Consider the following 26,776-nt stretch of genomic DNA (forward strand, 5'->3'; position numbering starts at 1 on the left):
AGATTAACAGGATAGAACTTCTGAGTATGCAGGCTTGACAAGCCGCGCCAAAGTTCGTATAATACAACAAGGTCACGTTTTAATATGGTAGCATACTAAAGTGGCAAATAAACAAAAAGAGGAGTTACAATCTATGGAGCAGTTATTACATACACCCGAAGGGGTCCGAGACATTTATCATGAAGAATGCGCCAAAAAGCTGGCACTTCAGAACCGACTTCATAAGACTCTGCATTTGTATGGATATCATGATATCCAGACTCCTATGTATGAATATTTTGATGTATTCAGAAAAGAGATCGGAACCATTCCTTCAAGGGAATTATATAAATTTTTCGACAGAGACGGCAACACACTGGTGTTAAGACCGGATATCACTCCGCAGATCGCGCGTGCGTCGGCAACTTTATTTAAGGATGATGAGTTCCCGGCAAGGCTTTGCTATGTGGGGAACACATTTATCAATCATTCCAGTTATCAGGGACGATTAAAGGAAAGTACCCAGATGGGTGCGGAGATGATCGGACTGGATGCGGCAGACGCTGATGCGGAGATGCTGGCACTTGTCATTGACTGTCTGAAGAATGCCGGACTGGAAGAATTTCAGATCAGCGTAGGAAATGTAGACTTTTTCCAGAGCCTGATCGAGGAATCCGAGATTGATGATGAGACAGAAGAACGTCTGCGTGAGCTGATCAATAACCGGAACTTTTTCGGCGCAGACGAACTATTAGAAGAGGCCGATGCAAAACCGGTGTCAAGAAAAGCATTTTCCGCACTTTCCGAGATGGTCGGCGGTGTGGAGATCTTGGAAGAGGCGAAAAAGGTAGCGCCAAGCAAAAAAGCGCTGAAAGCAATCCGTCGTCTCGAAAAAATCTACGCGATCTTATCTGTCTACAAAATGGAGCAGTACATTACGTTTGATCTGAGCATGAGCGGAATTTACGGATATTATACCGGTATTATCTTCCGGGGATATACTTTTGGAACCGGGGATGCCATTGTAAAAGGCGGACGTTATGACCATCTGGTTGAAAAGTTTGGAAAAGCAGAGCCGGCGATCGGTTTTGCAATCGTAGTAGATGAACTGATGAGCGCGCTTTCCCGCCAGAGGATCCAGATCTCAAGTGGCGAGAAGAGTACCCTGATCTTATATGATAAAGAACGGTTGAAGGATGCGATCCAGCTTGCCATGGAATTCAGAGGGAAGGACAAGAATACCCAGATCCTTCAGAAAGCATCGGATAAGTCGCTGGAATTCTATGTGGATTATGGAAAACGCAGTCTTGCAGGAAGCATGCTGTATCTTCGCAGCAAAGGAGATGTGCAGATGGTGAACCTGATGACCGGCGAAGAGAAAATAGTAGAGTAGGGGTGAGACGATGAAAGACACAAGATATTTGACATTTGCGCTCTGTAAGGGGCGGCTCGCAAAACAGACACTGGAGCTTCTGGAAGAACTGGGGATCACCTGTGAGGAAATGAAAGATAAAGATTCCAGAAAGCTGATTTTTGTAAATGAAGAATTAAAACTCAAATTTTTCTTATCGAAGGGACCGGATGTACCGACCTATGTAGAATATGGTGCGGCTGACATCGGCGTGGTCGGAAAAGATACGATCCTGGAAGCTGGAAAGAAGGTACATGAGGTACTGGATCTTGGTTTTGGTAAATGCAGGATGTGCGTATGCGGACCGGCAGATGCGAAAAAATATCTGGAGAATCACGAACTTATCCGCGTGGCGACAAAATATCCGAATATTGCAAAGGATTATTTTTATAATACCAGACACCAGACGGTAGAGATTATCAAATTGAACGGTTCGATTGAACTTGCACCGATCATTGGTCTTTCAGAGGTGATCGTGGATATCGTGGAAACCGGATCCACCTTGAAGGAGAACGGACTTGTAGTTCTCGATGAGGTTTGCCCGTTATCAGCGCGTATGATCGTAAACCCGGTCAGCATGCGTCTGGAAAATGACCGGATCAAGGAACTTCTTTATAAACTCAGAAGTATATTAAAAAGGGAGGCTTAATGCACATGAGAATACAAAAGCTGAACAGCGATACAAAGAAAAATCTGCTGGAAGATCTGCTGAAAAGAAGTCCGAACAATTACGGACAGTATGAGGCAAGCGTAAAAGAAATCTTAGATAAAGTAAAAGAAGAAAAAGATGCGGCAGTTTTTGCATACACTGCCAAATTTGACGGGGCAGAGCTTACTGCCGATACGATAGAAGTCACAGAAGCAGAAATTGAAGAAGCATATGCGCAGGTTGATGATACACTTCTTACAGTCATCCGCAAAGCAAAAGACAATATCGAAAGTTATCATGCAAAACAGCGTCAGAACAGCTGGTTTGACAGTAAACCGGACGGAACCATTCTTGGGCAGAAGATCACTCCGCTTCACAGAGTCGGTGTGTATGTGCCGGGTGGAAAGGCAGTTTATCCGTCTTCGGTACTGATGAATGTGATGCCGGCAAAGGTTGCCGGTGTGGATGAGATCATTATGGTAACGCCTCCTGGAAAAAATGGAAAAGTAAGTCCGAACACACTGGTTGCAGCCAAAGAAGCCGGTGTGGATAAGATCTATAAGGTCGGTGGTGCACAGGCAATTGCAGCTCTTGCTTACGGAACAGAGAGTATCCCAAAAGTCGATAAGATCGTAGGACCTGGAAATATCTATGTAGCACTTGCGAAGAAAGCAGTTTACGGTCATGTCAGCATTGATTCCATTGCAGGGCCAAGTGAAATCCTGGTTGTGGCAGATGAGACAGCCAATCCGAGATATGTTGCGGCAGACCTGCTTTCCCAGGCAGAGCATGATGAGCTTGCTTCCGCAATTCTTGTTACGACAAGTGAAAAGCTGGCACATGAGGTATCCGATCAGGTAGATGGTTTCTTAAAAGAACTTTCAAGAGCAGATATCATTTCCAAATCTCTGGATAATTACGGATATATCCTGCTTGCAGATACTATGGAAGATGTGATCGACGTGGCAAATGAGATCGCATCCGAGCATCTGGAGATCCAGACAAAGAATCCGTTTGAAGTGATGACAAAGATTCGCAATGCAGGTGCCATCTTTATCGGAGAATATGCAAGCGAGCCGCTGGGCGATTATTTCGCCGGACCAAACCATATCCTTCCGACCAACGGAACCGCTAAATTCTTCTCACCACTTTCTGTAGACGATTTCATCAAAAAATCCAGCATCATCTCTTATTCAAGAGAAGCACTGCAGAAGGTACATAAGGATATCGAAAGCTTTGCAAAAGCGGAACAGCTGACCGCACATGCCAATTCGATGCATGTACGTTTTGAAGAGGAGGACTAAAAGATGGAGAGCAGAGTTGCATCCTGCAGTCGTGTTACAAAAGAGACACAGATCGAGATGACACTGAATCTGGACGGAACGGGAAAGACCGACATTTCTACCGGCATCGGTTTCTTTGACCATATGCTTTCCGGTTTTGCAAGACATGGACTTTTTGATCTGACTGTCAAAGTTACCGGAGATCTGGAGGTAGACAGCCACCACACGATCGAGGATACCGGAATCGTGCTGGGGCAGACCATTGCAAAAGCACTGGGAGATAAAAAAGGAATCAAGCGGTATGGACATTTTATGCTTCCAATGGATGAGGTGCTGGTGCTTTCGGCAATCGACCTTTCCGGAAGACCATATCTGAATTTTGACGCTACATTTACCTGTGACAAATTAGGAGAACTGGATACGGAGATGGTAAAAGAATTTTTCTATGCTGTTTCCTATAGCGGTGCGATGAACCTGCACCTGAAAGTCTTGGATGGCGGCAACAATCATCATATGGCAGAAGCGTTATTTAAAGCATTTGGAAAAGCGCTTGATATGGCTGTATCCGAAGAACCACGGATGAAAGAAGTGTGGTCTACAAAAGGCAGTCTGTAAAAAGATAAAAGGAGTTTCTCGTATGAGTTATAAAAGATTGATTCCCTGCATTTTTATCCTTGGAGGGAAGGCGGTAAAATGGTTTGATGACCCGACAGTTGTATCTGAAGATGTGATCGCGCTGGCAAAAGAGTACCGCGATAACGGGGCGGATGAACTTCTGGTATTTGACCTGTCAAGCACGGATCAGGATCATGAAGAGTCCATTGAACTGATGAAAAAGATCAATCGCGTGATCCGGATCCCGATGGTTGCCGGAGGAAATGTAAAGCGGCAGGAGGATGTGAAGAAAATCCTCTACACCGGTGCAAAGCGTGCCATGCTGAATTTTTCAAAACCGGATTCACAGAAACTGATCGAAGAGGTGGCAAAGCGGTTTGGAAAAGAGAAAATCGCGGTGTCACTGAATGACTTTGATGCATTATTTAAGCAGCAGCATCTGATCCAGACTTACAGCAGCCAGATCGTATTTATGCACCGTCTGGATCTGAATTCCGTTGTAAATATTACGGATATTCCATGTGTGGTTGTGACGGATACTCTGGAAAAGGAAGAGCTTTTTAAAATCCTGGAATGCCCGGGCGTGAAAGGTCTTTCCGGAATGTATGTGAGTCAGAGAGAAATCAATTGTGCTGATTTCAAAGAAGAGTGCAGCCAGAAAGGGATCCGTATGACTTCCTTTGAGAGTCTGATGGATTTTTCCGAATTTAAATTGAATTCCGACGGACTGCTTCCGGTTGTCACACAGCATTATAAGACGTCCGAAGTGCTGATGGTGGCATACATGAATCAGGAAGCATTTGAAAAAACGGTGAAAACCGGACGGATGACTTATTTCAGCCGGAGCAGACAGAGTCTCTGGACAAAAGGCGAGACATCCGGACATTTTCAGTATGTCAAATCCCTGACCATCGACTGTGACAAAGATACCCTGCTTGCAAAAGTCGATCAGGTAGGAGCGGCATGTCATACCGGCAATCCGACTTGCTTCTTCCAGCCAATCGTAGGGGATCAATATGAAGAAATCAATACGCAGCAAGTGTTTGAGAGCGTGTATCATACGATCATGGACCGCAAAGAGCATCCAAAGGAAGGCTCTTACACGAACTATCTGTTTGAAAAAGGTATTGACAAAATTCTGAAGAAGGTTGGAGAAGAGGCTGCCGAGATCATCATTGCGGCGAAGAATCCGAACCAGGAAGAAGTCAAATATGAAATGTGTGATTTCCTGTATCATATGATGGTGCTGATGGCAGAACGCGGGATCACCTGGGATGACATCATGGAAGAGATGGCAAAACGGTAAAAATAGCATATGTGAAAAGATGTGGGACATATACTGAGGTAGAGGTATATGTCCTTTTTGTTTGTCAGAAATTGGGAAAGAACTTTCTGGTAAATGAAAGGAACTACCTGCCAAAGATGCGCACTCGCGCAAAGAAGAAGAATGTCGCAAGCGACTGCGTTCGGCGTAGAATGTGTCGAGGCATATTTATTGTAATTGGACGTTCTATCATAGAAGGGAGAGATTGGAATGAACGAATCACAGGAACGCCGCGAGGAGTTGCTTAGGATGTCACGTCAAAAGTGGGGAAAAGGCAGCATCCCGGCGGTGCATCCAAGATATCAGCATGTATACAGGGGATTATATGGAGAACATTCTTCAGAAGGAAATGGCGGAAGCAGTTTCTTTGCGCGGATGTTTATCAGTTTTCTAATCTTTGGGATGTTTGTGGCGGCAGATTATACAGGGGAGAAGATCTGGAAATATACGCCCTCGCAGATCGTGTCACAGATTGAGTATCAGCCGGATATTATGGGTGGGAACTGGTAAGAGGAGATAGGAAAACAAGAATAAATGACTTGACGAAGAAATTCCCCAAAAAACGAGATCCTTCGAGATTGTTTTCAAACAAATCAGAACTTATACTTATATACTAAACACAGAAAAACGAAGGAGGAAAAAAGGTATGTCAGTAAGAAATGTAGCAAAAGCGGATGCGGTTCTGAAAAATTTCTGGAAAGACAACGCCCGTTTTGCGGATTTGTTCAATGCGGTTTTGTTTGACGGGGAACAAAAACTGCACCCAGTAATTACACTTTGTATCTACTATGGAGAAAAAGAATGGGATGGAGCAGTCAGCCTGAAAGAAATGTTGGAACTTCCGGATTACATGGAACATCTTGTGCCGGATTATAAGATGAACCTAATACAGTTGAAGGACAGCGAAGGATTGCATTTCAAAAATAAAGATGTCCAGACAATATTTGAGCTAAGCCGGTTGATTTATCAGAAAAAATATGGCAAAATTACAAGTATCTACAAGAGCAAGGAAATAACAAGTGAGCTTGGAATTGTGATCGGAGCGATTACAGAATCACAGCAATTGATAAATTACGCGGCAGAAATGGAAATAGGAGGAGGTCAGTTTAATATGTGTAGAGCATTGGAAGAATTGGTAGAATCTGGGATTGAAAAAGGAAAGATCGCTGGCAGAATTGCTGGAATTGAAGAAGGCAGATTAAAAACACTTACCGAGCAAATAGAAAAGAAATTAGCCAAAAACAAAACCCCAGACGTGATAGCAGATGAGTTAGAGACAGAAATTCCAGTCGTTGAAGAAATCATTGAAAACATCAAAAAGAATGCTAGCCATTAAATGCAGGAATCTATAGTCCGAAAGGCTCCCGTGGGAGCCTTTCGTTATTTATACAGATGTAAAGGTAAGTTTGAAACAGAGCTTATCTTTTTTTATGCCGTGTGTCCAGCAAAGCTAGAAGCAGGGCTTCTGGGACTTCAGATGCAGAAAAATGGAAAGCAGTTCTAAGGCGAAGACAGACTCATAGAAAAAGGTTTAGAAAATACAATCCGCAATATCGGAGAGCATGCAAAGAAGGGAATGCGTGAAACGGATAAGACGATCATCCAGATCATGACAAGTTAACATATTGACAAAGTAATATGAACAGGAACCATAAATGTAGAAATTGTATATTTCTGGTAAAAAATTCACCACATATGGTTAAATTTGTGATATAATTAAAAATAATTAGATCAAAAACATATGAAACATAGAAATTTAATGTTTATTGTGTTTTATTAATGTAATTGTTAATGCAATGAAGACTTTTTGTAACTTCAAAAATTAACTTACAACTTATAGTCTATTTACGAGAGGAGGATCAATTATTGAAGTTTAGGAACAAATTTGTAGCAAAAAGGATCGGGACAAAGACACTGGCAAGTCTTCTGGCATTTGGAATGGCTCTTGGTTCGCCAATGGCGGTATTTGCCGATGATGGAGAAACGGCCGTTGTAGCAGAGAATACAGTGCAGGCAAAAAAGACAGATGGATCGGAAGTATTTGTGAGTGTATCTGATTATGTACGGGGAATGATGGAAAGCGGAGCAGTCAGGCTGAATGATGAAACCGGCTATCTGGAAGATACCTCGACTGGTCAGAAAGTGGATCCGGAGACAGGCGAACGCCTGGCAGAGACACCGGATGTTCCGGAGACACCAGCCATGCCGGACAACCCTGGAAATGAAGAAAATCCAGAGACACCGGGAACCCCGGAAAATCCAGACACTCCAGAGGCTCCAGAAAAACCGGATACTCCGGAAAATCCAGAGACACCAGAAAAACCAGACACTCCGGAAAATCCAGGGACTCCAGAAAAACCAGATACTCCGGAAAATCCAGAGACACCGGATGTACCGGGAGATACAGACAAACCGGAAAGTCCGGATAGCCCGGATTCCGGCAAATCCGATTCCACTGATCCGGTTCAGACACCGGATACCGATAAGGCAGATACTTCCGATGACAGGAAAGATACGAAGACCGATCCGATTCCGGGAAGTGAGATCGACCATACACAGGAGATCAGCAAAGCAGAAGAAGCAGCCGGTCAGACCGAATCAAAAACTGCAGTCAGTAATTCAGAACTAATCAGCCGTCAGCAGATCGTGAAGCAGCCGGAGATGGTAGAGGATTTCCGTTTCTGGACTGTGGCAAGAAAATATGCATTTGCCAGAACAGCGATCAATATACGGGAGGAAATTCCGGAAGATGCAGATGGCAGGGCAGATACTTCCGAAGAAGCCAAAGAAGCAGAGCTTGAAGCGGCAAAAAAAGATGCAAAAGAGCTGAAAGCCGGATTCGATATAGAGAATCAAAAATACAACACGAAAAAAGTGAAACGTACAAAAACGGCAAAAAGCATAAAGAAATCTACGCAGATCAAACTGAACGGACTCAACATTTTTTCATCAGCGAAATTAAAGACAGAGGCACCGAATCAGACCAATCTGAAAGCTGGAAAAAGAGCCGAAGCAGCAAGACAGGCTGAGAAGGATCTGCAGAAGCAGAAAGAAGAACAGGCTGCAAAAGTGACTGCTGATCTGGCAGCACAGCAGATGGAAGAAAAGGTCCGCTCGGTCGGAACGATTTCGCAGGACGGGCTTCTTTATATTTTGAAAGAAGAGGACAATGGCTGGCTGTATGTGGAATCCGGTAATGTCAGAGGATTTGTAAAGGCGTCTGAAGTTTATATGGAAGATGCGGCGCAGGAACTTCTGGATGTCTATCAGACACAGGCAAGGTTTAAAGCATCCAAAGAGAACAAAGACTATACCGGAATCGAAGGAACCGCAAAGACGGCACAGGCACTGGTAGATGCAAAAGATAATCAGGCATATACCTATCTCCGTGCGACGGTGAACCAGACGGTTGCAGATAAAGAACCGGCACTGGTAAGCGATCAGGTAGATACCGATAAAAGAGGGATCCTGGATATTCAGGAAGAGAAGAATGCGGATTCCAGAGTTGTCGGAACAATGACAGCAGGAGAACTCTGCTACATTCTTGCAGATGAAGATTCAGACTGGGTTTATGTAGAATCCGGAGATGTCAGAGGTTTTGCGGAAAAGAAGTATTTGAAATCAGATGCTGAAACCAAAGCACAGGTGAAAACAAGAGGAGCTGATGCCTATTCGGTAGCAGATGAAAACATGGATCCGGAAGATAATCAGGCTCTTTATTATACGCTGACTTCTGCAAAAGAAGGAACGCCGAGTGGTGAGATTCGCCAGTCAATGATTGAATATGCATCCCAGTTTGTCGGTAATCCTTATGTGTGGGGCGGAACCAGTCTGACAAACGGGGCAGACTGTTCCGGATTTGTACAGCAGATCTACAAGGCTTACGGATATGATCTTCCGCGTGTTGCCGAGGATCAGAGCCAGTATGGAACCAAGATTCCAGTAGAAGACGCACAGCCGGGAGACCTGATCTTCTATGCAAAGAACGGTTATGTATATCATGTTGTGATGTATGCCGGAGATGGAAAGACGATCGAAGCTGCAAATGAAGATGCAGGAATCATTTACGGAACTGTTTATAACAAAGATGCAGTATGGGCAACCCGGATTCTGGACGATCATTATACTGTCGCAGGTGGCGGAATCGGAACAGTCAATGCGACAGAAGAGATGTACGGCGCAGATCTTGGCAATTTTACGATTACCTATTACTGTGCATGTGAAATCTGCTGTAACAAAGCAGACGGGATCACAGCAACCGGAACTCCGGTCATTGAAGGACAGACCATTGCGGTGGATCCGAGTGTGATCCCTTACGGAACAAAAGTCATCATCGGCGGACATGTATTTACTGCTGAAGACTGTGGTGGTGCGATCAAGAAAAACCACATTGATGTCTATGTAAACAGCCATGAAGAAGCACTTGCTCTTGGCGTGACGAATGCAGAAGTTTATCTGGTTAAATAAAAATTAAGCGAAGGATAATTTGTTCTTCCGGAGTTTATCTAAAGCCATAAAAACAGGGAAATGTCCTGACGTAAAATATGTCAGGGCATTTTCTTTTTGTTTCATAGGAAATTTCGAAGGAACTTCCTATGAAATAAAAGGCACTGCGTGCCGGAGATGCGCACTCGCACGAAGATGAAGAATGTCGCAAGCGGTCTACGCTCCGCTTCGGTCGTTGCTTAACGAGCGCCACTGGCGCTCAGCAACGCGCTCGGCGCGAGAATGTGCCGAGGCACATTCTTTCTTACCCAGAACATTTTTCGAAAGAAATTACTCTCTGAGTTTGAAAAATTTTATCAGAAATATTTTTAATGAAATATGGACGGTTTTGTCAAAGAGTAGTAGAATAAAAATGTCGCGTTTCGACTAAAAGAACTGCATTTTACAGAATTTGCAGGAAGGAGCAACAGGCTTTGAAATTTAGAAATATAAAAGTGGCAAAAATGACAGGAACAAAAATTCTAGCAGGATTACTTGTTTTCGGACTTACTTTCAGTGCTCCGGCAACAGCTTGGGCGGCAGAGGGTGGTCTTACAGAGAGCACTTCTAATGGAACAGAAAATGGAGAAAAATTACAGGCAAAATCCATTGATGGGCGTGATACACTTACAGAAGTATCGGATCTTGTCCTGGAGATGATTCAGAATGAAGAAATCAGATACAATGAAGAGACAGGATATCTGGAAGATACCGGCCTGCGTGATGCAGCGAAAACAGGATGGAAGGTTGATCCGATAACGGGGGATGAAGTAGAAGTAATCCCGGCTAACCCGGATGTGCCGGTTACGCCGGAGCAACCGACAGAACCGGCTAATCCGGATACACCACAGCAGCCTTCAGATGGCAATGTGAACAATGAACAGCAGCCTTCGGAAGACCAGACAGATGGCTCAGAAGAAAACAAAGCGCAGGAGCAGGAAAAAAATGCGCAGGATAGCGAACACAAGATGACCAATGAAGAACTGGTCAAGAGACAGCAGATCGTCAGGCTTCCGGAATACGAAGAAGATTTCCGCTTCTGGACAGTTGCGAGAAAATATGCATTTGCAAAGACAAAGATCAGCATACGGGAGGCAATTCCGGAAGATATCAGTGGAGCCGTTGATACTGATCGGACAGAAAATGATATTCAGGAAGCGACAGCCGATGCTAAAAAACTGTTTCAAAAGGAAACTTCTGTAAAGGCGAAGAAATCAAAGACGAAATCTTCTGCGAAAAAGACGAAAACGGAAAAGAAAGTACAGCTTAATACATTTTCTGCCGGGACATTAAAAAACACAGCAGACACTTCGGGAAAGAAGTCATCCTTAAACTCGGACGCTGCCGCAGCATTGCAGGATGATACTTTAAATGCATCCTTTGCATCTCAGCAGTTGACTGAAAAGGTACGTTCTGTCGGAGAAATTTCACAGGATGGACTTCTCTACATTCTGAAAGAAGAAAAGAATGGATGGCTGTATGTAGAATCCGGAAAGGTCAGAGGATTTGTAAAAGAATCCGAGCTTTATACCGGAGATGCCGCAGAGATACTGCTGAGTGGATACCAGAAGCAGGCAAAAAAAGCTGCAAAAAAAGCCAAGACTGCATACACTGGGATCGAAGGAACAGCATCCCTTGCAAAAGAAACGGTTCCGGCAAATGAAAATCAGGCATTTACCCATGTACGTGCAACCGTAAATCAGACACTGGCTACGAAAAAATACGCACTGGCAGATGCATCAAAGTCGGATGGAACTGTAGCGATCCAGGAAGAGGCAAATGGACAGTCACGTGTGATCGGAACCATGTTCCAGGGTAATCTGTGTTATATCCTAGCGGATGCAGGGAAAGACTGGATCTATGTGGAATCCGGGGATGTCCGAGGGTTTGTCCCTAAAGAGGCTGTTCAGACTGGAGATGAAGTAAAAGCGCAGGTAGAAGCAACAGGCGAAGGTGCTTACCAGACAGCTACAGAACTGATCGTACCGGAAGATAATCAGGCACTTTATTATAGCTATGCTTCTGTAAAGCCGGGAACACCGGGGAATGCGATCCGCCAGGCAATGTTGGATTTCGCCGCACAGTTCATTGGCAATCCTTATGTATGGGGCGGTACAAGCCTGACAGACGGGGCAGACTGTTCCGGATTTGTACAGCAGATTTATAAGAATTTTGGCTATAATCTGCCAAGAGTAGCCGAAGATCAGAGCCAGTATGGAACCAAGATTCCGGTTGAAGACGCACAACCGGGGGATCTGATTTTCTATGCAAAAGACGGTTATGTCCATCATGTTGTGATGTATGCAGGAGACGGAAAGACCATCGAAGCTGCAAATGAAGACCAGGGAATCATTTCTGGAACGGTATACATTCCGGAAGCTGTCTGGGCAACCAGAATCCTGGAAGATAATTATAATCTGGAAGGCACGGATGTGAACGAACAGAACGCTACAGCCGAACAGTATGGAGACAGTATCGGAGAGTATACCATTGATTATTATTGTTCCTGCGAGACTTGCCGTGCGAAGGCAAGCAAAGTCAAAGCAACCGGAACTCCGATTGTTGAAGGGCAGACCATTGCGGTTGACCCGGATGAGATTCCGTATGGAACAAAGGTGATCATTGACGGACATGTATTTACTGCTGAAGATTATGATACTTCCGGTAAAGAAAAGCATATCAGTATCTATGTCAATGATCATGAGACTGCACAGAAGCTGAATGAGAAGAAGGCAGAAGTGCATCTGGTGAAATAAAGACAATCAAAAAATGAAATATTTAATCCAAAAAACTTCGGATCACTGGCGAAAATCCAGAATATCCGAAGTTTTTTGTATACCGGGAAATGTTGGAATATTGTATGTCATCATTATTCAGGCAAGTCATTCTCCCGGCTAATGTTTGATCTTTTTCAGTTTTTCATTCTCTGCCTGACATTCGGTCGGAGAAATATGATACATTTTCTTAAAAGCACGAAAAAATGAAGAATAGTCTCCAAAACCGGACTGGACAGCAACTGTTTTAAGCGGAACATCCTGCCGGATCAGCGAGACCGCAAGTGCCAGCCGTTTCTTTAAAATATACTGATGACAGGTCGTATTCAGTTGTTTCTGAAAAAATTTGTTCAGACTGCTCTTGCTCATGTGGAAAGTACGCGCCAGATCTTCCACGCCGATTTCTTTCAGAAAATGCTGATCCAGATAGCGGACGATCTGATTGGTCTGATCGGATTCAATCTCAATAAATTCATTGGAATATTTCAGGGCATAATTGATGATTTTTACCAGAAGACAGGTGGATGCACCACAGGCATAAGTTTCGGAAAGCTCCCCATAAGAAGCATATTCCCTGTAAAAGGTTTCAAATTCTTCCTCAAAATTACATAGCTTATTGGTAGTATGCAGAAGATGAGGTGTGTCAATATTGAAAACAGATTCCCCAAGGGCCGGAAGCTGGCTTTTCAGATTGGAAATATATGATTTTTCCAGCCATACAGTGATAAAATCATAATAGTTTACAACGAGATCACTGGAGGTGAAGTAGTGTGGAATATCCGGTGGAATAACCAGAATATCGCCATTTGTAATAAAATGCCGTTTCTGACCGATGCGGAACAGAAAATCTCCGCTTTTGCAAAAGCTGATTTCATAAAATCCGCTTTTGATCATGGAAAGATCTTCCATCAGATATCCTTTGTGGTGCGTGCATTTTACATGGCGCGGCTGGCGTTTGCCGGACAGATGCATTTCAGGGTTTTGCTCATATAATTTTTTCATTTATAAACCTTTCATGATGAATAATAATTTAACAAATCTTTTGTAATCATTATACAATACACATTGCAAAAAAGGTAAAAGAAATTGTAAAAAAGTTATGTTTTTTGCTATAGATAAAAACAATAAATTGTTAAAAGTTACAAAAATAACGAAAAATCAACGTTTTCTGGAATTATTGATAAATAATAGCAATAAGCATAAAAATTGATAGAAAAAAGCTATTTGCAAAGAAAAAAACATTTTGGTAGTATTTTTGAAGAGTTGTTAACGGGGGGATATACAGACAGAACAACTCAAGGAAAATACAATGGAGGAAAAAGGAAAATGAAAAGAAGAGCACTCGCATTACTGTGTGCAGGAATTTTAGCAGTCGGTATGCTTGCCGGATGTGGTGGAAGTTCTGACAGCAAAGACAGCAGCGCGAAAACAGAAGAAAGCAAAACAGAGACAACAAAGAAGAGCGGTGATTCAACATTTACAGTAGCAATGGGATACATGCCAAATTCACTTCAGCCAAGTGCACAGAGCAGTGATGACCTGGTAAGTGCAATCCGCCCAATCTATGAACCTTTATTCGCTGAGACAAAAGACGGTCTGGAATATTATCTGGCTGATAAGCTTGACATTTCAGAAGATGGTCTTACCTACACACTTCATATTAATGACAAAGCAACATGGAGTGATGGGGAACCGGTTACAGTAAAAGATATTAAATTTACCATTGATTATGGTGTATTGGCTTATGGCGGACCTACATCATTTACCAAGGTAAATGGAGGAGATGTGCAGATCAACGAAATTGATGATAAGACAATGGAATTTGTACTTCCATCAGTATTTGATAACTATGTCAGAACGTTATCTCAGTTCTATCCAATGCCGGCACATGCATTTGATAATGATCCGTCAAAGATTGATGACAGTACATACTTCAAAACACCGGGTATGGCTACATCTGGAGCATATGTAGTAAGCGAAATTAACGAAGATAGTTTTGTTTATACAGCAAGAGATGACTACTACAGAGGAACTCCTTCTGTTAAGAAAGTCGTTATGAAAACAATCGGCAGCGGAAGCACAAAACAGATCGAATTTGAAAATGGCGGAATTGATTACATGCGTGTTACAAGCGCAGAAGATCTGAAGAAATACAAAGAGGAGTCTGATAAATACAATATGTACAGTATATCAGAAGCTCGTCTTAATTACCTTCAGTTAAACCCACACGGACCGGTAATGTCTACATTATCTCAGGATGCAAGAAAAGCAATCTTCCTTGCACTTGACAAAGATGCGATCGTTGATTTTGCATGGGGATCAGATGAACTTGCAAAGCCGGCGAACAGCCTCATCACACCGGATCAGTCTATTTACAATAAAGACTGTAAAGGATATAACGTCAATCTGGAAGAAGCAAAAAAACTTGCAAAATCATCTGGATTGGAAGGAAAAGAACTTACTTATATTTACAATTCAGACCGTGCAAATATGGAAGCTGTAGCAACTGTCGTACAGCAGCAGTTAGCTGAAATCGGTGTAAAAGTAAATATTGAAAGCTGCGATACTTCTACATTCTTCCCACGTTTCTTTGCAAGCAAAGATAAAGAACAGGCTACAACATGGGATCTTGGTACAAACGGATGGGATTCACAGCGTGGTTCAAACTGTGGACAGGCAATCAGCTACTTTACAAATCGTCTCTGTGATTGTGGATACAGTGATGAAGTTTCAGGGCTTGCTCAGAAAGCCATGGGAACTGCAGATGCGAAAGAAAAACAGGAACTTTGGAATACAATTCAGGACAAAGCTCTGGAAGAATGCTGGGAATACCCACTTACATATACAAACTTTGTTATGGTTTCACAGAAAAATGTTACTGGTTTAGATGGTTCGTCAGTAGTTCCAGAATTCATTGATTACTTATCTATTCATGTGGATTAAAAATTTACATTAGCTGAAAAGCATACGGAATGTGGCATGCCTTTAAAGTAAAGACAAGCCACATTCTTTCATATATTCGGTTTTACAGAGAGGAATACTTATGTGGAAATATTGTTTAAAAAAGACGGCTCAGGTAGTAATCGTAATGATATTGATTTCCTTTTTTTCATTTGCAATTGTCTATTTTGCACCAGGTGACATATCGGATATGTATGTAAATCCGGAAATGACAGAAGAACAGAAAGCTAATGTGATTGCGCAATTGGGGTTGGATAAGAGCATGACAGAGCAGTATTTTGCCTGGGCTAAACGTGCGGTACACGGAGATTTAGGTGTATCCTTATCTAATAAGTCGGCTGTATGGCCACAGTTTATGCAGCGCCTTCCGGCAACGATCATACTTATGGGAAGTTCTATGATCTTGTCGCTTTTGCTTGCAATCCCGCTTGGCTTATGGTCGGGTTATAAGAAGAACTCATGGCTTGATAACTTGATCAGTTCGTTAGCGTATATGGGAATGTCCATACCGTCTTTCTGGTTTGGCATGCTGCTTATTATTGTATTTGCTGCGGTATTAAAGGTATTGCCTTCTTCCGGTATGCATACCGTTGGAAATGTATCTGCATTTGATACGTTTCAGCATATGATTCTTCCATGTATTACGCTCAGTATCGGTCATGTCGCGGTTTATATCCGTTATATCCGTGCAAATACCATCGGACAGTTAAGCGAAGAGTATGTACTTACTGCCGAAGCAAAGGGAGATTCTCAGACGAAAATTTTATTCCGACATGTATTGAAGAACACGCTGTTGCCTATCATTACATTGATGGGAATGAATCTGGCATCTTTGGTATGTGGATCCTTTATTGTAGAAAGTGTCTTTGGATGGCCGGGAATTGGAACCTTTGCGATGTCTGCGATTGGTTCAAGGGATTATCCGGTAATCATGGCGTATGTTATGCTTTCTGGTTTTCTTTTGGTAGTCGGTAATTTTATTGCAGATTTATTGTATGCCTTTGTTGATCCAAGAATTAAACGGGGAGGTGCATCCGGTGGAAAATAATATAGTAATAACCAACGATTCGTTTGCAAAACTGGAAAAAAAGAAAACAGTAGAAGTTTCTGTGGAGAGACAGAGTGTATGGAAAGATATCTGGAAAGAACTAAGGAAAAACAAAGTTGCTATGGTAAGTGTCGTACTTCTTGCCATTCTCATCATTGCTGTTCTTTTGGCACCTCTTAGTCCTTACGATCCTTATAAGTTAGATGCCTCTCAAAAGCTGCAGGGTATTTCATCCAGTCACTGGTTTGGCACAGATGAGTACGGAAGAGATTATTTTACCAGAACCTTATATGGTGGAAGAGTTTCTTTGCTGGTGGGATTCATGTCTATGATCATGACGGTTGTAATCGGAACATCATTAGGTGTATTCTCCGGTTATGTCGGAGGAAAAGTGGATATGTTTTTGATGAGCTTCACAGATATTTTTCTTGCTCTTCCGAGTATGCTGTTAATGGTTATTTTAAATACCTTTTTAAAGCCTGGTTTACCGACTCTGATTGTTGTATTGAGTCTGTTTTCCTGGGCATCCGTCGCAAGAATTACGAGAGCGGAGACAATGTCATTAAAGGAACGAGATTTTGTGGTGGCTACACAGAATCTGGGAGCATCAAACTTCCGCGTGATCGTTAAACATATTATCCCTAATATTTTAGGACCGGTTATTGTTGCTGCAAGCTTGAGTGTGGCAAATGCAATTCTGATGGAATCTTCTTTGAGCTTCCTGGGATTAGGTGTGCAGATTCCACGTGCATCCTGGGGAAGTATGCTTCAGGGGGCACAGGCGCATATTTTGGATTACCCTTTATTGGCGGTATATCCGGGCGTAATGATCCTAATTACAGTTTTGAGCTTTAATTTACTGGGAGATATTCTGAGAAACGCATTAGAACCTAAAATTGTAGAATAGCAAAATATGCAGTAACCACCTTAGTGAAAGGGATAGAAAAAATGAATAATTTATTAGAAATGAAACATGTGGCTGTGAATTTTGCTGCATATGGAGGCACTGTGCAGGCGGTGCGTGATATATCGTTTTCTATTGAAGAAGGACAGACGGTTGCACTGGTAGGTGAATCGGGCTGTGGAAAATCGATTACAGCGAAAACTATTATGGGGCTTGTAAAAAAGCCGGGAAAAGTAATGGAAGGAAGCCAGATCATATTTGAAGGTACAGATATCGCAAGATATTCTTCTAAGGAGTGGAGAAAATTCCGTGGCAAAGAATGTTCTATGATTTTTCAGGATGCACTTGTTTCTTTAAATCCAACCATGAAAATCGGAAAGCAGATCATGGAAAGTCTTGACAATCATGCCGTAACGACTTCTAAAGAAGAAAAAAAGAAAAAAGTAATCGATATGCTGAAGTTAACAGGCATTGCAGATGCTGAAAAATGTCTTGAAAAGTATCCCCATGAGTTATCTGGTGGAATGCGGCAGAGGATTATGATCGCAATTGCATTGATTTCTCATCCGAAATTGTTGATTGCTGATGAGCCAACCACATCTTTGGATGTAACGATCCAGGCGCAGATTCTGGCTGAAATGAAAGCCCTGCAGAAAAAACTGAATATGGCAATTCTGCTGATTACGCATGATTTGGGAATTGTGGCGGATGTGGCTGATAAAATTGTAGTTATGTATGCCGGGAAAATTGTAGAAGAGGGCACGGTCAGAGAGATTTTCTATCATCCGGTTCATCCATATACAAAAGCCCTTTTAAATTCCGTTCCACGATTGGACAGAGACGGAAAAGAAATGCTTTGTACCATAGAAGGAAACATTCCGGATATGACAAATCCGCCGAAGGGATGTGCATTTTGTGAAAGATGCCCGCATGCAATGAATATTTGTGCACAGTATATGCCGGAGGAAAAAACGGTATCTTCCAGTCACAGGGCATCTTGCTGGATGATGGATGAACGTGCCGCAAAGGGAGGTGTTGCACATGCCTAGCCAAAAGAAAATCTTAGAAGTTAAAAATTTGAAAAAATATTTTCCGGCTGCTCAAAAACAACAGTTAAAGGCTGTTGATAATGTGTCATTTGATATTTACGAAGGTGAGACTCTGGGAATTGTTGGTGAATCCGGATGCGGAAAAACAACCTGTGGAAAAACCTGTCTTGGAATGTATCCGGTAACAGATGGAGAGGTTCTGTTTCACGGAAAAAACATTCATACCATGTCAAAGAAAGAACGGTTTGCATTTACAAAACGTGTGCAAATGATTTTCCAGGATCCGTATGCTTCTCTTGACCCACACCAGAAGGTTTATGATATAATAGCAGAAGGAATCCAGATTCATGGGATGGCGAAGAACAAAACGGAAGAAAAGAAGATGGTAGCGGAACTACTTGAGATGGTTGGATTGAATGCAGAGCATGCAGCGAGAAATGTCCACGAGTTTTCAGGTGGGCAGCGTCAGAGGATTGGAATTGCCAGAGCACTTTCCGTTAATCCGGAATTCTTGTTTTGTGATGAGCCTATTTCAGCATTGGATGTTTCAATACAGGCACAGATTATAAATCTGCTTATGAAATTACAGAAAGAAAAAAATCTGACCATGTTGTTTATTGCACATGACCTGTCTATTGTAAAACATATATCAGATCGTATAGGGGTAATGTACTTGGGGAAAATGGTAGAACTTACAGAATCCTCTAAGTTATATGTTGATCCAAAACATCCTTATACGAGAGCTCTTTTATCAGCGGTTCCGATTGCGGATCCTGAGGCATCAGCACAAAAAGAGCGTATTATGTTAAAAGGCGATGTCCCAAGTCCGGTGAATCCACCAGTTGGATGCAGATTTGCAGGACGCTGTGAAAACTGTATGGAGATCTGCCGTAAGGAAGAACCTCAGATGATAGAGATTGTTCCGGGACATTATGTAGCATGTCACCTGTATAATGACTAAAAGAAAAAAGTGTATGTAACAGAGGAGAAAGAAAAAATGAAGTACGATTTTACAAGTATTATTGACCGTAAAGGAAAAGATGCCCTTGCAGTGGATATCCTTCCAAATATGCTTGGACCAGGGAACAAAGTAGAAGTAAGAGAAGGAATGGATTATATTCCGATGTGGGTTGCGGACATGAATTTTCCGGCACTCCCGAAGATCACCGAAGCGATCATCGAAAGAGCCAAACATCCGACCTATGGATATTTTATTACCAGAGATGAGTATTACAACAGCATCATCAAGTGGCATGAAGAACGGAATCATGTGACCGGACTGAAAAAAGAACATATCGGTTATGAGAATGGAGTTTTAGGTGGCGTGGCAAGTGCACTTCACGCAGTCTGCTCACAGGGTGACAATGTCCTTGTCCATGCACCGACTTACATAGGATTTACCGGTACGCTGAACAACAATGGCTACCATATCATCCACAGCCCGCTGAAAAAGGATGAAGAAGGCATCTGGCGGATGGACTTTGAGGATATGGAAGAGAAGATCGTGAAAAACAAGATCCATGCAGCCGTTTTCTGTTCACCGCACAATCCGACCGGCCGTGTATGGGAGCGTTGGGAAATCGAGAAAGCAATGGAAATCTATAAAAAATACGATGTGACCGTTATTTCCGATGAAATCTGGTCCGACATTATTTTATATGAAAACGAGCATATCCCAACCCAGTCGGTCTCTGAAGATGCAAGAAACAGAACGGTTGCTTTATACGCACCGTCAAAGACCTTCAACCTTGCCGGACTGATCGGAAGCTATCATATTATATACAACAAACGCCTGAAAGACAGAGTGTTAAAAGAGTCCTCACTCTGCCATTACAATTCAATGAATGTGTTGTCAATGCATGCACTGATGGGTGCGTATACACCGGAAGGACAGGAATGGGTAGGCGAGCTTTGTGAAGTGATCGGGGAAAATGTCGCTTATGCATGTGATTATATCGACAAACATTTTGAAGGTGTTTCCGTAACCAGACCGCAGGGAACCTATATGCTGTTTGTTAACTGTGAAGAATGGTGCAAGGCACATGATAAGAGCCTGGAAGACGTTCTGAAGATGGGATATGAAGCAGGTGTGTTCTGGCAGAACGGAAAGCCATTCCATGGTGAATGGTATATCCGTATGAACCTTGCACTGCCAACATCCAGAGTGAAAGAAGCATTTGACCGTCTCGATAAATATGTATTCAATGCTTAAAATGCATACAATAAAGGAGGAAAATAAAAATGGAATTAGTAAAAGAGCTGCCGGAGATTTTTGAAGAATTTGCAGAGCAGAGACAGAGATCTTTCCTGGTAATGAAAGAAGTAAAGGACAAAGGAATTCCGGTTGTAGGTGCGTACTGTACCTACTTCCCACAGGAAATCGCAATGGCTATGGGAGCAGTTACCGTAGGACTCTGCTCTACATCCGATGAAACGATCCCAATCGCAGAAAAGGATCTGCCGAAGAATCTGTGCCCGATGGTAAAGGCAAGTTACGGTTTTGCCGTATCTGACAAATGTCCATTCTTCTATTTCTCAGACGTGGTAGTCGGAGAGACAACCTGTGATGGAAAGAAAAAGATGTACGAACTGATGAAAGAATTCAAAAATGTCTATATCATGGAACTTCCAAACTCACAGAGAGAAGATTCCCTGGAACTGTGGACAAAAGAGATCATCCGTTTCAAAGAATATCTGGAAAAGACATTTAATGTAGAGATCACAGAAGAAAAAGTGCGCCATGCCGTTCATGTATCCAACCAGGGACGCATTGCACTGAAGAAATTCTACGAAGTTATGAAAAATGATCCGGCTCCGATGAACGGTTCCCAGCTGTTCGGCGTTCTCTATGGAAGCCAGTTCAAATTCGACAAAGAAAAGATGCCGGCAGAAATTGATGCCCTTCGTGAAAAGCTGATGAAAGAATACGAAGAAGGTGAAAAACCAGAGAGAAAAAAACGTATCCTTTTAACCGGATGTCCAAGCAGCGGTGCGCCGATGAAGGTTGTAAAAGCCATCGAAGAACACGGTGGAAATGTTGTAGTCTATGAAAACTGTGGAGGTGCAAAATCTGTTGACCGTCTCATCGATGAAGATGCAGAGGACATCTACAAAGCAATTGCAGAGAGATATCTTGCAATCGGATGTTCCGTTATGACACCAGATAACAACCGTATCGAACTGATGGGAAGACTCCTTGAAGAGTATAATATCGAGGGTGTAGTAGAAATGACACTTCAGGCATGTCATACTTACAATATTGAGGCAAAGAGCATTGAGAAATTTGTAAAATCCAAAGGACTTCCGTATATCCATGTAGAGACTGATTATTCTCAGGCAGATATCGGACAGCTGGATACACGAATTGCTGCATTTTTGGAGATGATCTAGGATTCAGAATGTATCAAATTTAAAAGAATGTGTCCCGGTATTCTGAAAAAGTGGATGGGATTCTAACAGATTTATGTTACAATAGGAATTAACAGGCAGGGAACAGGCATCAGTCTGTTCCCTGTATATGTTTACAGGTATATGGAGAATATACCGGAATTTTTTTCAGAGAGCAGCTAAGACTGAGGCGAAGCCTTTGAAAAAATTTTGTCAGATTGAAAAAATAAGAGAGGTAGATGAATATGACAATCGAAGAACGCGCAGCAAAAGCTGCAGATTTAAAAGCTGCCGGAGCATGCAACTGTTCCCAGGCAGTGGTAAAAGTATTTGAAGATAAGCTTCCATTGGACGATGAGACACTGATGAAATTAACCGCAGGCTATGCAGCAGGAATGGGATGTCTGGAAGCAACCTGTGGGGCACTCATTGGAGCTGTGATGACCGCCGGAATCCTGACAGACGGAGCCGGAACGCCTCGTTATTCCAAAGAAATCCTTGCGAAGTTTCAGCAAAAATGCGGGGCAACAATCTGCAGGGAGTTGAAGGGCGTCGGCACAGGCAAAGTACTCTGTGAATGTCCGGAATGCGTAAGAAATGCGGTGCTTGCACTAGGAGAAGTAATAGGTATTGAATAGATGAAACGATACGAATATGGAACACATCCCCATTTGTGCTATACTTAAGCTAACAAAGCGTTCAGAACTTGGTTTTAAAAAGAGGAGGAAGACTATGGTAAATTTCTATGTGTATTCTTTTAGTATAGCAGCAATTCCATTACTTTTGGGTGTTTTACTGATCTGGTTTGGAAAAAAGCTGTGGAAGAAAGCAAATGCTGAAAATGCCAAATATCAGCAGCGCTATACAGGACGCACCACACTGCGTGTGATCGGTGTGGAGAAGCATGAACGGGAGGAAAGGGATTCTAATGAACCAGGTGAAATCATATATGTTACCAGCTATACCCCGATTTATGAGTATATTGTAAATGGTCAGAGATATGAATATCACACACGCCTGGGAAGCTCGATCGATCAGTATCCTGTCGGAAAGGAATATCCGGGATATTATGATCCGGAGAATCCGAAAGATGTGACGGAAACTTTAAAAGACATAACAGGTGGAGGAAGTCATTTTCTGAGTCTGATCTGTTTTGTAATTGGGGGAGTGGCGATTTTGCTTGGACTGGTGAGAGTATGGTCGGTTATAACATTACTGTGAAAAAGTTCTGGATGTGAAGCGCAGTTTTACCGTCATTTCCAAATGCTTCCAGAAAGTAACGGTTTTAAAACACGGGAAGAGATTCCTTAGTGGGAAATGTCAATTAGTTAAGACGTTGTCCAGATGATTATCGCTGACCTGGGTTTGACTTTGCGAGAGCCTGATCGACCAGGTCTAACTGGTAAAAGATTTTTCTGTATCCGTTTGGTGGATCACCGCATGTAGAGTGATGATTTCACAATAATTGTAGAGAATCTGATTTAGGTGTAAGATAAACAATATTTTAATATTAGTAGGGTGCTAATTTGGTTTTTTGCTGGATTAGCACCTTTTAATATTTTAAAATTACAGAGCGAAAAATCAAATTAAACATTGACAAACCTGACCTTCATCCCTATAATGCCTACATCAAAATAGTAGGGCTGGTAGAAGCCGAAGATATACCGGTTGAAAGATATTCAAAAGGAATGAAACAGCGGCTACAGATTGCAAGAGGACTGATTAACGATCCTGAATATATTTTTCTGGATGAACCAACCCTTGGACTGGATATTGTGATTGCCAAAGAGATACGGGCTATGATAAAAAAGTTGGCTCAGGAGGAAAAAAAAGGGGTTCTCCTGACAACACACTATATAAGTGAGGCTGAAGAACTTTGTGATTATATTTATGTTCTGGATAATGGGCAAATGATTGCACAGGGTACCAAAGAAGAACTAAAAGATTTGTTTGCAAGTGAACCGAAGATGGTTTTGCAGGAACCTGGACTGGAAGAAATATTGATGAAAATTATTTACAGATCAAGAGGAGAAGACAGTGAAGAAAATATTTTTGGTAATAAAAGCAGAAATTGAAAAACAACAGAAACATGATTATCATTCAGCTTTTGTATATTTGTCGCTGCTGATCTGGCCGATTTTTGGATTTTTAGAAGGCTATTATACTTACAAACCATTTTCTTTAACCGGTTATATGGGGATTTCTGACAGCAAAGAATTACTGGCTTTCTTAGGAACCGGATTTATGTCCTATACATGCTTCTGGTCGATAGTACAAAATGCATGGTCGATGGCGAATCAGGAAAGAAAAGGCGGTACCTTGGAAATTACCTTCCTTTCCCCTGCGAACCGTCTGGCTATGATGTATGGGAGAGCACTTGGCGCATTGATTCAGGAAGTATGGATGTTCTGTTGTTTTTGCGTATTCATTCTGTTTTATACAAAAGCAATCCAATTCCACAACATACTGATTTTGCCATTTATTTTTCTTTTGTTGCTACTGTCTTCCACAATCTGGGGTGGAATGTTGAATTCCATTTTTATGTTTTCCAGAGATGCTTCGATTGTTATGGATATTTTTGATACACCGATGACATTGTTTTCCGGTTCAAGAATTCCACGGAACTGTTTTCCTTTCTGGGCAAAAATGATTTCACTTGTATTTCCGCTTACATATTGTATTAATATTATTCGATTTGTACTGAATGTTGGCGGGAAAGGAAAACAATGGATCTGGAATATTGCCGGGCTTCTGGTTTGTATGTGCATTATGGTAGTTGTTACGGTAGTTTTGACATATCAGGTTGAAAGACATAACAGAGAAACAGGGGAGTTACAGCTTTGTTAAAAAATTAAGAATCCTGTTAAAAAAATAGGAATCCTGTTAAATGATTAATTACTGCCATTTCGGTAGCATTTTAAAAAAAAGTGTGTTACACTCGCAATAGATTGTGGCGGACTGTTATTGCAAGGGAAGAAGATACAAAAAGTATCAATATGTCATATACAGGGAGGTATTTAATATGGCAATAACAATCGGCATAAACGGATTTGGACGAATTGGAAGAGTTGCATTCCGCATTGCCATCAATCAGCCGGAAAAATTTAAAATTTGTGGGATCAATGTAAGAAACGCAGACCTGGATTATATGATTTATATGATCCGTTACGATTCGATCTTTGGACGTTTCCAGGGAAGTCTGGAAAAATATGAGGATGGAATTGTTGTAAATGGCGAGAAGATCCGAGTGTATTCTGAAAATGATGCTGCTGACATTCCGTGGGGAGAGTGTGGAGCAGAATACATTATAGATGCGACAGGTGCTTACTGTACGACAGAAAAAGCAATGGCACATATCCGGGGTGGAGCAAAGAAAGTGATCATCTCTGCACCGGCTAAAGATCAGGACACACCGACATTTGTAATGGGAGTGAATCATGAACTTTATCATTCATCTATGCAGGTCGTTTCAAATGCATCTTGCACAACAAACTGTCTTGCACCGATCTGTAAGGTATTGGAGGATAATTACGGAATAGAGTATGGTCTGATGTCTACCATCCATTCAGCTACAGCAAAACAGAAAGTAGTTGACTGCCGTTCGCTGAAAGACTGGCGTACAGGTCGTGCTGTATTCGGAAATCTGATTCCATCTTCAACAGGAGCTGCAAAAGCAATCTCACTTGTTATTCCGGCGTTAAAGGACCGCATGAATGGAATTTCTTATCGTGTACCGACTTCAGATGTATCCATTGTGGATCTGAATGTCGCTTTGAAGACAGAAACCACTTATGAAGATATCTGCAAGAAAATGAAGGAAGCTTCCGAAACAACTCTTAAGGAGATTCTGGATTATGTGGATGATGAAGTTGTTTCTTCCGATTTTATCGGAGATAATCACGCATCCTCTTTTGATGCAAGAGAAGGAATCCAGGTAAACGGTCATTTTTTCAAACTGATCAGTTTTTATGATAATGAATGGGGATATACCAGTCAGATCTTCCGCCTGATTTCGCATATGTACCAGGTGGACCATGGTGTAAAATAAAACAGATTGTAAATGAAAAAGTAAAACGTATATCAGCAGTAACAGTCAGAAGCCATAAAAGAAAGAGTATCACGTAAACAAGAAGAAACGTGATACTCTTTTTGATTACATCAAAATTTCCGTCTAATAAATACTTATAGTATACTTACTCAACTTTCCCACCGGAAAATCTGGTATAAACACTTGATTTTCAAGCAAAATAATTGAATAAATTGGTATATTGACATTAAAATCTTCTTTTTTTCAAGAAGATCAGATGTACAAAGAAAGTCTAGGTTACATGTGCTGGACTGGATGAGTTTGCGCAGCATAGGTTGGACCACACATACCTTACGTATGCTCCTATTTGGAAAAGAAACAGATTCTGAACATTGTAAAAACCATGTTGATGCATAAGCTTGGATATGTAGCTGTAAGCAGCACAGATAATTTGAATCTTTCGGGTTTTGTCAGTGTGGTATCTGGTGGAATTTATTCCAATTATTATCTGCTGATCGGTTTTATAAGACAGATTTTAAATCAGGTTTTTCAAGGTGTTTCTACTTGGTGGTCTTGGACACTGGGGAGAGTGGCATGTCAATTATATTACAAGAATCAAACCAGAGAAACAGGGGAGTTACAGCTTTATTAAAAATCCTCTATTGAGTCGTCACTTAATGTATATTATAATAAGAAATATACACATACTGGCAGAAAATGTAATTTTATTAAGAAGTGGTGAAAGAGATGAAAATATCTGACAGAGTCATCCTTCCTTTGGTTGGAAGTGCATTTCAACCGGGAAAGGCAGCAGAAGCAATTGAAAAAATAGTCTGCAAATAAAAAGTCAAGCAGAGATTAATGAACTTTGAAAAATTTA

The 26,776-nt window shown here is 41.9% G+C and carries 22 protein-coding genes; 21 read left to right on the top strand and 1 reads right to left on the bottom strand.

What is annotated here, in order from left to right; genetic code table 11:
* Positions 1-133 precede the first annotated feature (133 nt).
* From hisZ to G4407_RS06320, 9 genes are all read left to right on the top strand, one after another.
* The gene (gene hisZ / locus G4407_RS06275) at positions 134-1,372 is read left to right on the top strand and encodes an ATP phosphoribosyltransferase regulatory subunit (RefSeq protein WP_173688179.1); all 1,239 of its coding nucleotides are present in this window, start codon (positions 134-136) and stop codon (positions 1,370-1,372) included.
* 10 nt (positions 1,373-1,382) lie between these two features.
* Positions 1,383-2,039 (top strand): ATP phosphoribosyltransferase, encoded by a 657-nt coding sequence (gene hisG / locus G4407_RS06280; RefSeq protein ID WP_173688180.1) that lies wholly within the window; start codon positions 1,383-1,385, stop codon positions 2,037-2,039.
* Positions 2,040-2,044: 5 nt separating this feature from the next.
* The gene (gene hisD / locus G4407_RS06285; RefSeq protein ID WP_173688181.1) at positions 2,045-3,343 is read left to right on the top strand and encodes a histidinol dehydrogenase; all 1,299 of its coding nucleotides are present in this window, start codon (positions 2,045-2,047) and stop codon (positions 3,341-3,343) included.
* A gap of 3 nt (positions 3,344-3,346) precedes the next feature.
* Positions 3,347-3,937, top strand: a complete 591-nt coding sequence (gene hisB, locus G4407_RS06290) for an imidazoleglycerol-phosphate dehydratase HisB (protein ID WP_022220612.1) — start codon at positions 3,347-3,349, stop codon at positions 3,935-3,937.
* Between the two features lie 22 nt (positions 3,938-3,959).
* On the top strand, positions 3,960-5,243 hold the full coding sequence (gene hisIE / locus G4407_RS06295; RefSeq protein ID WP_173688182.1) for a bifunctional phosphoribosyl-AMP cyclohydrolase/phosphoribosyl-ATP diphosphatase HisIE: 1,284 nt from the start codon (positions 3,960-3,962) through the stop codon (positions 5,241-5,243).
* 228 nt (positions 5,244-5,471) lie between these two features.
* Complete coding sequence (locus G4407_RS06300; RefSeq protein ID WP_173688183.1) at positions 5,472-5,771, top strand: hypothetical protein; 300 nt, start codon at positions 5,472-5,474, stop codon at positions 5,769-5,771.
* A 100-nt stretch (positions 5,772-5,871) separates the two neighbouring features.
* Positions 5,872-6,597: an RpnC/YadD family protein gene (locus G4407_RS06305; RefSeq protein WP_420314997.1), complete on the top strand. Its 726-nt coding sequence runs from the start codon at positions 5,872-5,874 to the stop codon at positions 6,595-6,597.
* Positions 6,598-7,127: 530 nt separating this feature from the next.
* Positions 7,128-9,728, top strand: a complete 2,601-nt coding sequence (locus tag G4407_RS06315) for a C40 family peptidase (RefSeq protein ID WP_243259108.1) — start codon at positions 7,128-7,130, stop codon at positions 9,726-9,728.
* Between the two features lie 452 nt (positions 9,729-10,180).
* Positions 10,181-12,502 (top strand): C40 family peptidase, encoded by a 2,322-nt coding sequence (locus G4407_RS06320; RefSeq protein WP_173688185.1) that lies wholly within the window; start codon positions 10,181-10,183, stop codon positions 12,500-12,502.
* A gap of 138 nt (positions 12,503-12,640) precedes the next feature.
* On the opposite strand, the gene G4407_RS06325 is transcribed toward G4407_RS06320, so the two are convergent.
* Entirely contained in the window at positions 12,641-13,522 is an 882-nt protein-coding gene (locus G4407_RS06325) for an AraC family transcriptional regulator (RefSeq protein ID WP_173688186.1), read from the bottom strand.
* A gap of 324 nt (positions 13,523-13,846) precedes the next feature.
* On the opposite strand from G4407_RS06325, the gene G4407_RS06330 reads away from it, so the two are divergent.
* The 12 genes from G4407_RS06330 (at position 13,847) to gap (ending at position 25,917) form a co-directional block, all read left to right on the top strand.
* A complete protein-coding gene (locus G4407_RS06330) occupies positions 13,847-15,463 on the top strand; it encodes an ABC transporter substrate-binding protein (protein WP_173688187.1) in 1,617 nt (538 codons plus the stop codon).
* A gap of 100 nt (positions 15,464-15,563) precedes the next feature.
* Complete coding sequence (locus tag G4407_RS06335; RefSeq protein WP_022220605.1) at positions 15,564-16,529, top strand: ABC transporter permease; 966 nt, start codon at positions 15,564-15,566, stop codon at positions 16,527-16,529.
* A 31-nt stretch (positions 16,530-16,560) separates the two neighbouring features.
* Entirely contained in the window at positions 16,561-17,436 is an 876-nt protein-coding gene (locus G4407_RS06340) for an ABC transporter permease (protein WP_279325150.1), read from the top strand.
* A 41-nt stretch (positions 17,437-17,477) separates the two neighbouring features.
* A complete protein-coding gene (locus G4407_RS06345) occupies positions 17,478-18,482 on the top strand; it encodes an ABC transporter ATP-binding protein (RefSeq protein ID WP_173688189.1) in 1,005 nt (334 codons plus the stop codon).
* A complete protein-coding gene (locus G4407_RS06350) occupies positions 18,475-19,443 on the top strand; it encodes an ABC transporter ATP-binding protein (protein WP_173688190.1) in 969 nt (322 codons plus the stop codon). Before G4407_RS06345 ends, G4407_RS06350 begins: the two co-directional genes overlap by 8 nt.
* A gap of 36 nt (positions 19,444-19,479) precedes the next feature.
* Positions 19,480-20,694 (top strand): MalY/PatB family protein, encoded by a 1,215-nt coding sequence (locus G4407_RS06355; protein ID WP_173688191.1) that lies wholly within the window; start codon positions 19,480-19,482, stop codon positions 20,692-20,694.
* A gap of 29 nt (positions 20,695-20,723) precedes the next feature.
* Positions 20,724-21,872, top strand: coding sequence for a double-cubane-cluster-containing anaerobic reductase (locus G4407_RS06360; RefSeq protein WP_055260543.1), 1,149 nt, complete (start codon positions 20,724-20,726; stop codon positions 21,870-21,872).
* Positions 21,873-22,114: 242 nt separating this feature from the next.
* A complete protein-coding gene (locus tag G4407_RS06365) occupies positions 22,115-22,507 on the top strand; it encodes a C-GCAxxG-C-C family protein (protein WP_173688192.1) in 393 nt (130 codons plus the stop codon).
* A gap of 94 nt (positions 22,508-22,601) precedes the next feature.
* A complete protein-coding gene (locus tag G4407_RS06370) occupies positions 22,602-23,090 on the top strand; it encodes a DUF3592 domain-containing protein (RefSeq protein WP_173688193.1) in 489 nt (162 codons plus the stop codon).
* 413 nt (positions 23,091-23,503) lie between these two features.
* Positions 23,504-23,944 carry an ABC transporter ATP-binding protein gene (locus G4407_RS06375; protein WP_330585997.1) on the top strand — a complete coding sequence of 147 codons (441 nt, stop codon included), beginning with the start codon at positions 23,504-23,506 and terminating at the stop codon, positions 23,942-23,944.
* A complete protein-coding gene (locus tag G4407_RS06380; protein WP_173688194.1) occupies positions 23,907-24,716 on the top strand; it encodes an ABC transporter permease in 810 nt (269 codons plus the stop codon). The genes G4407_RS06375 and G4407_RS06380 overlap by 38 nt, the downstream gene beginning before the upstream one ends.
* 175 nt (positions 24,717-24,891) lie before the next feature.
* Entirely contained in the window at positions 24,892-25,917 is a 1,026-nt protein-coding gene (gene gap, locus G4407_RS06385; RefSeq protein ID WP_173688195.1) for a type I glyceraldehyde-3-phosphate dehydrogenase, read from the top strand.
* The last annotated feature ends 859 nt before the right edge of the window (positions 25,918-26,776 follow it).

Source organism: Allocoprococcus comes (assembly GCF_013300725.1).
Lineage (GTDB): Bacteria > Bacillota > Clostridia > Lachnospirales > Lachnospiraceae > Allocoprococcus > Allocoprococcus comes_A.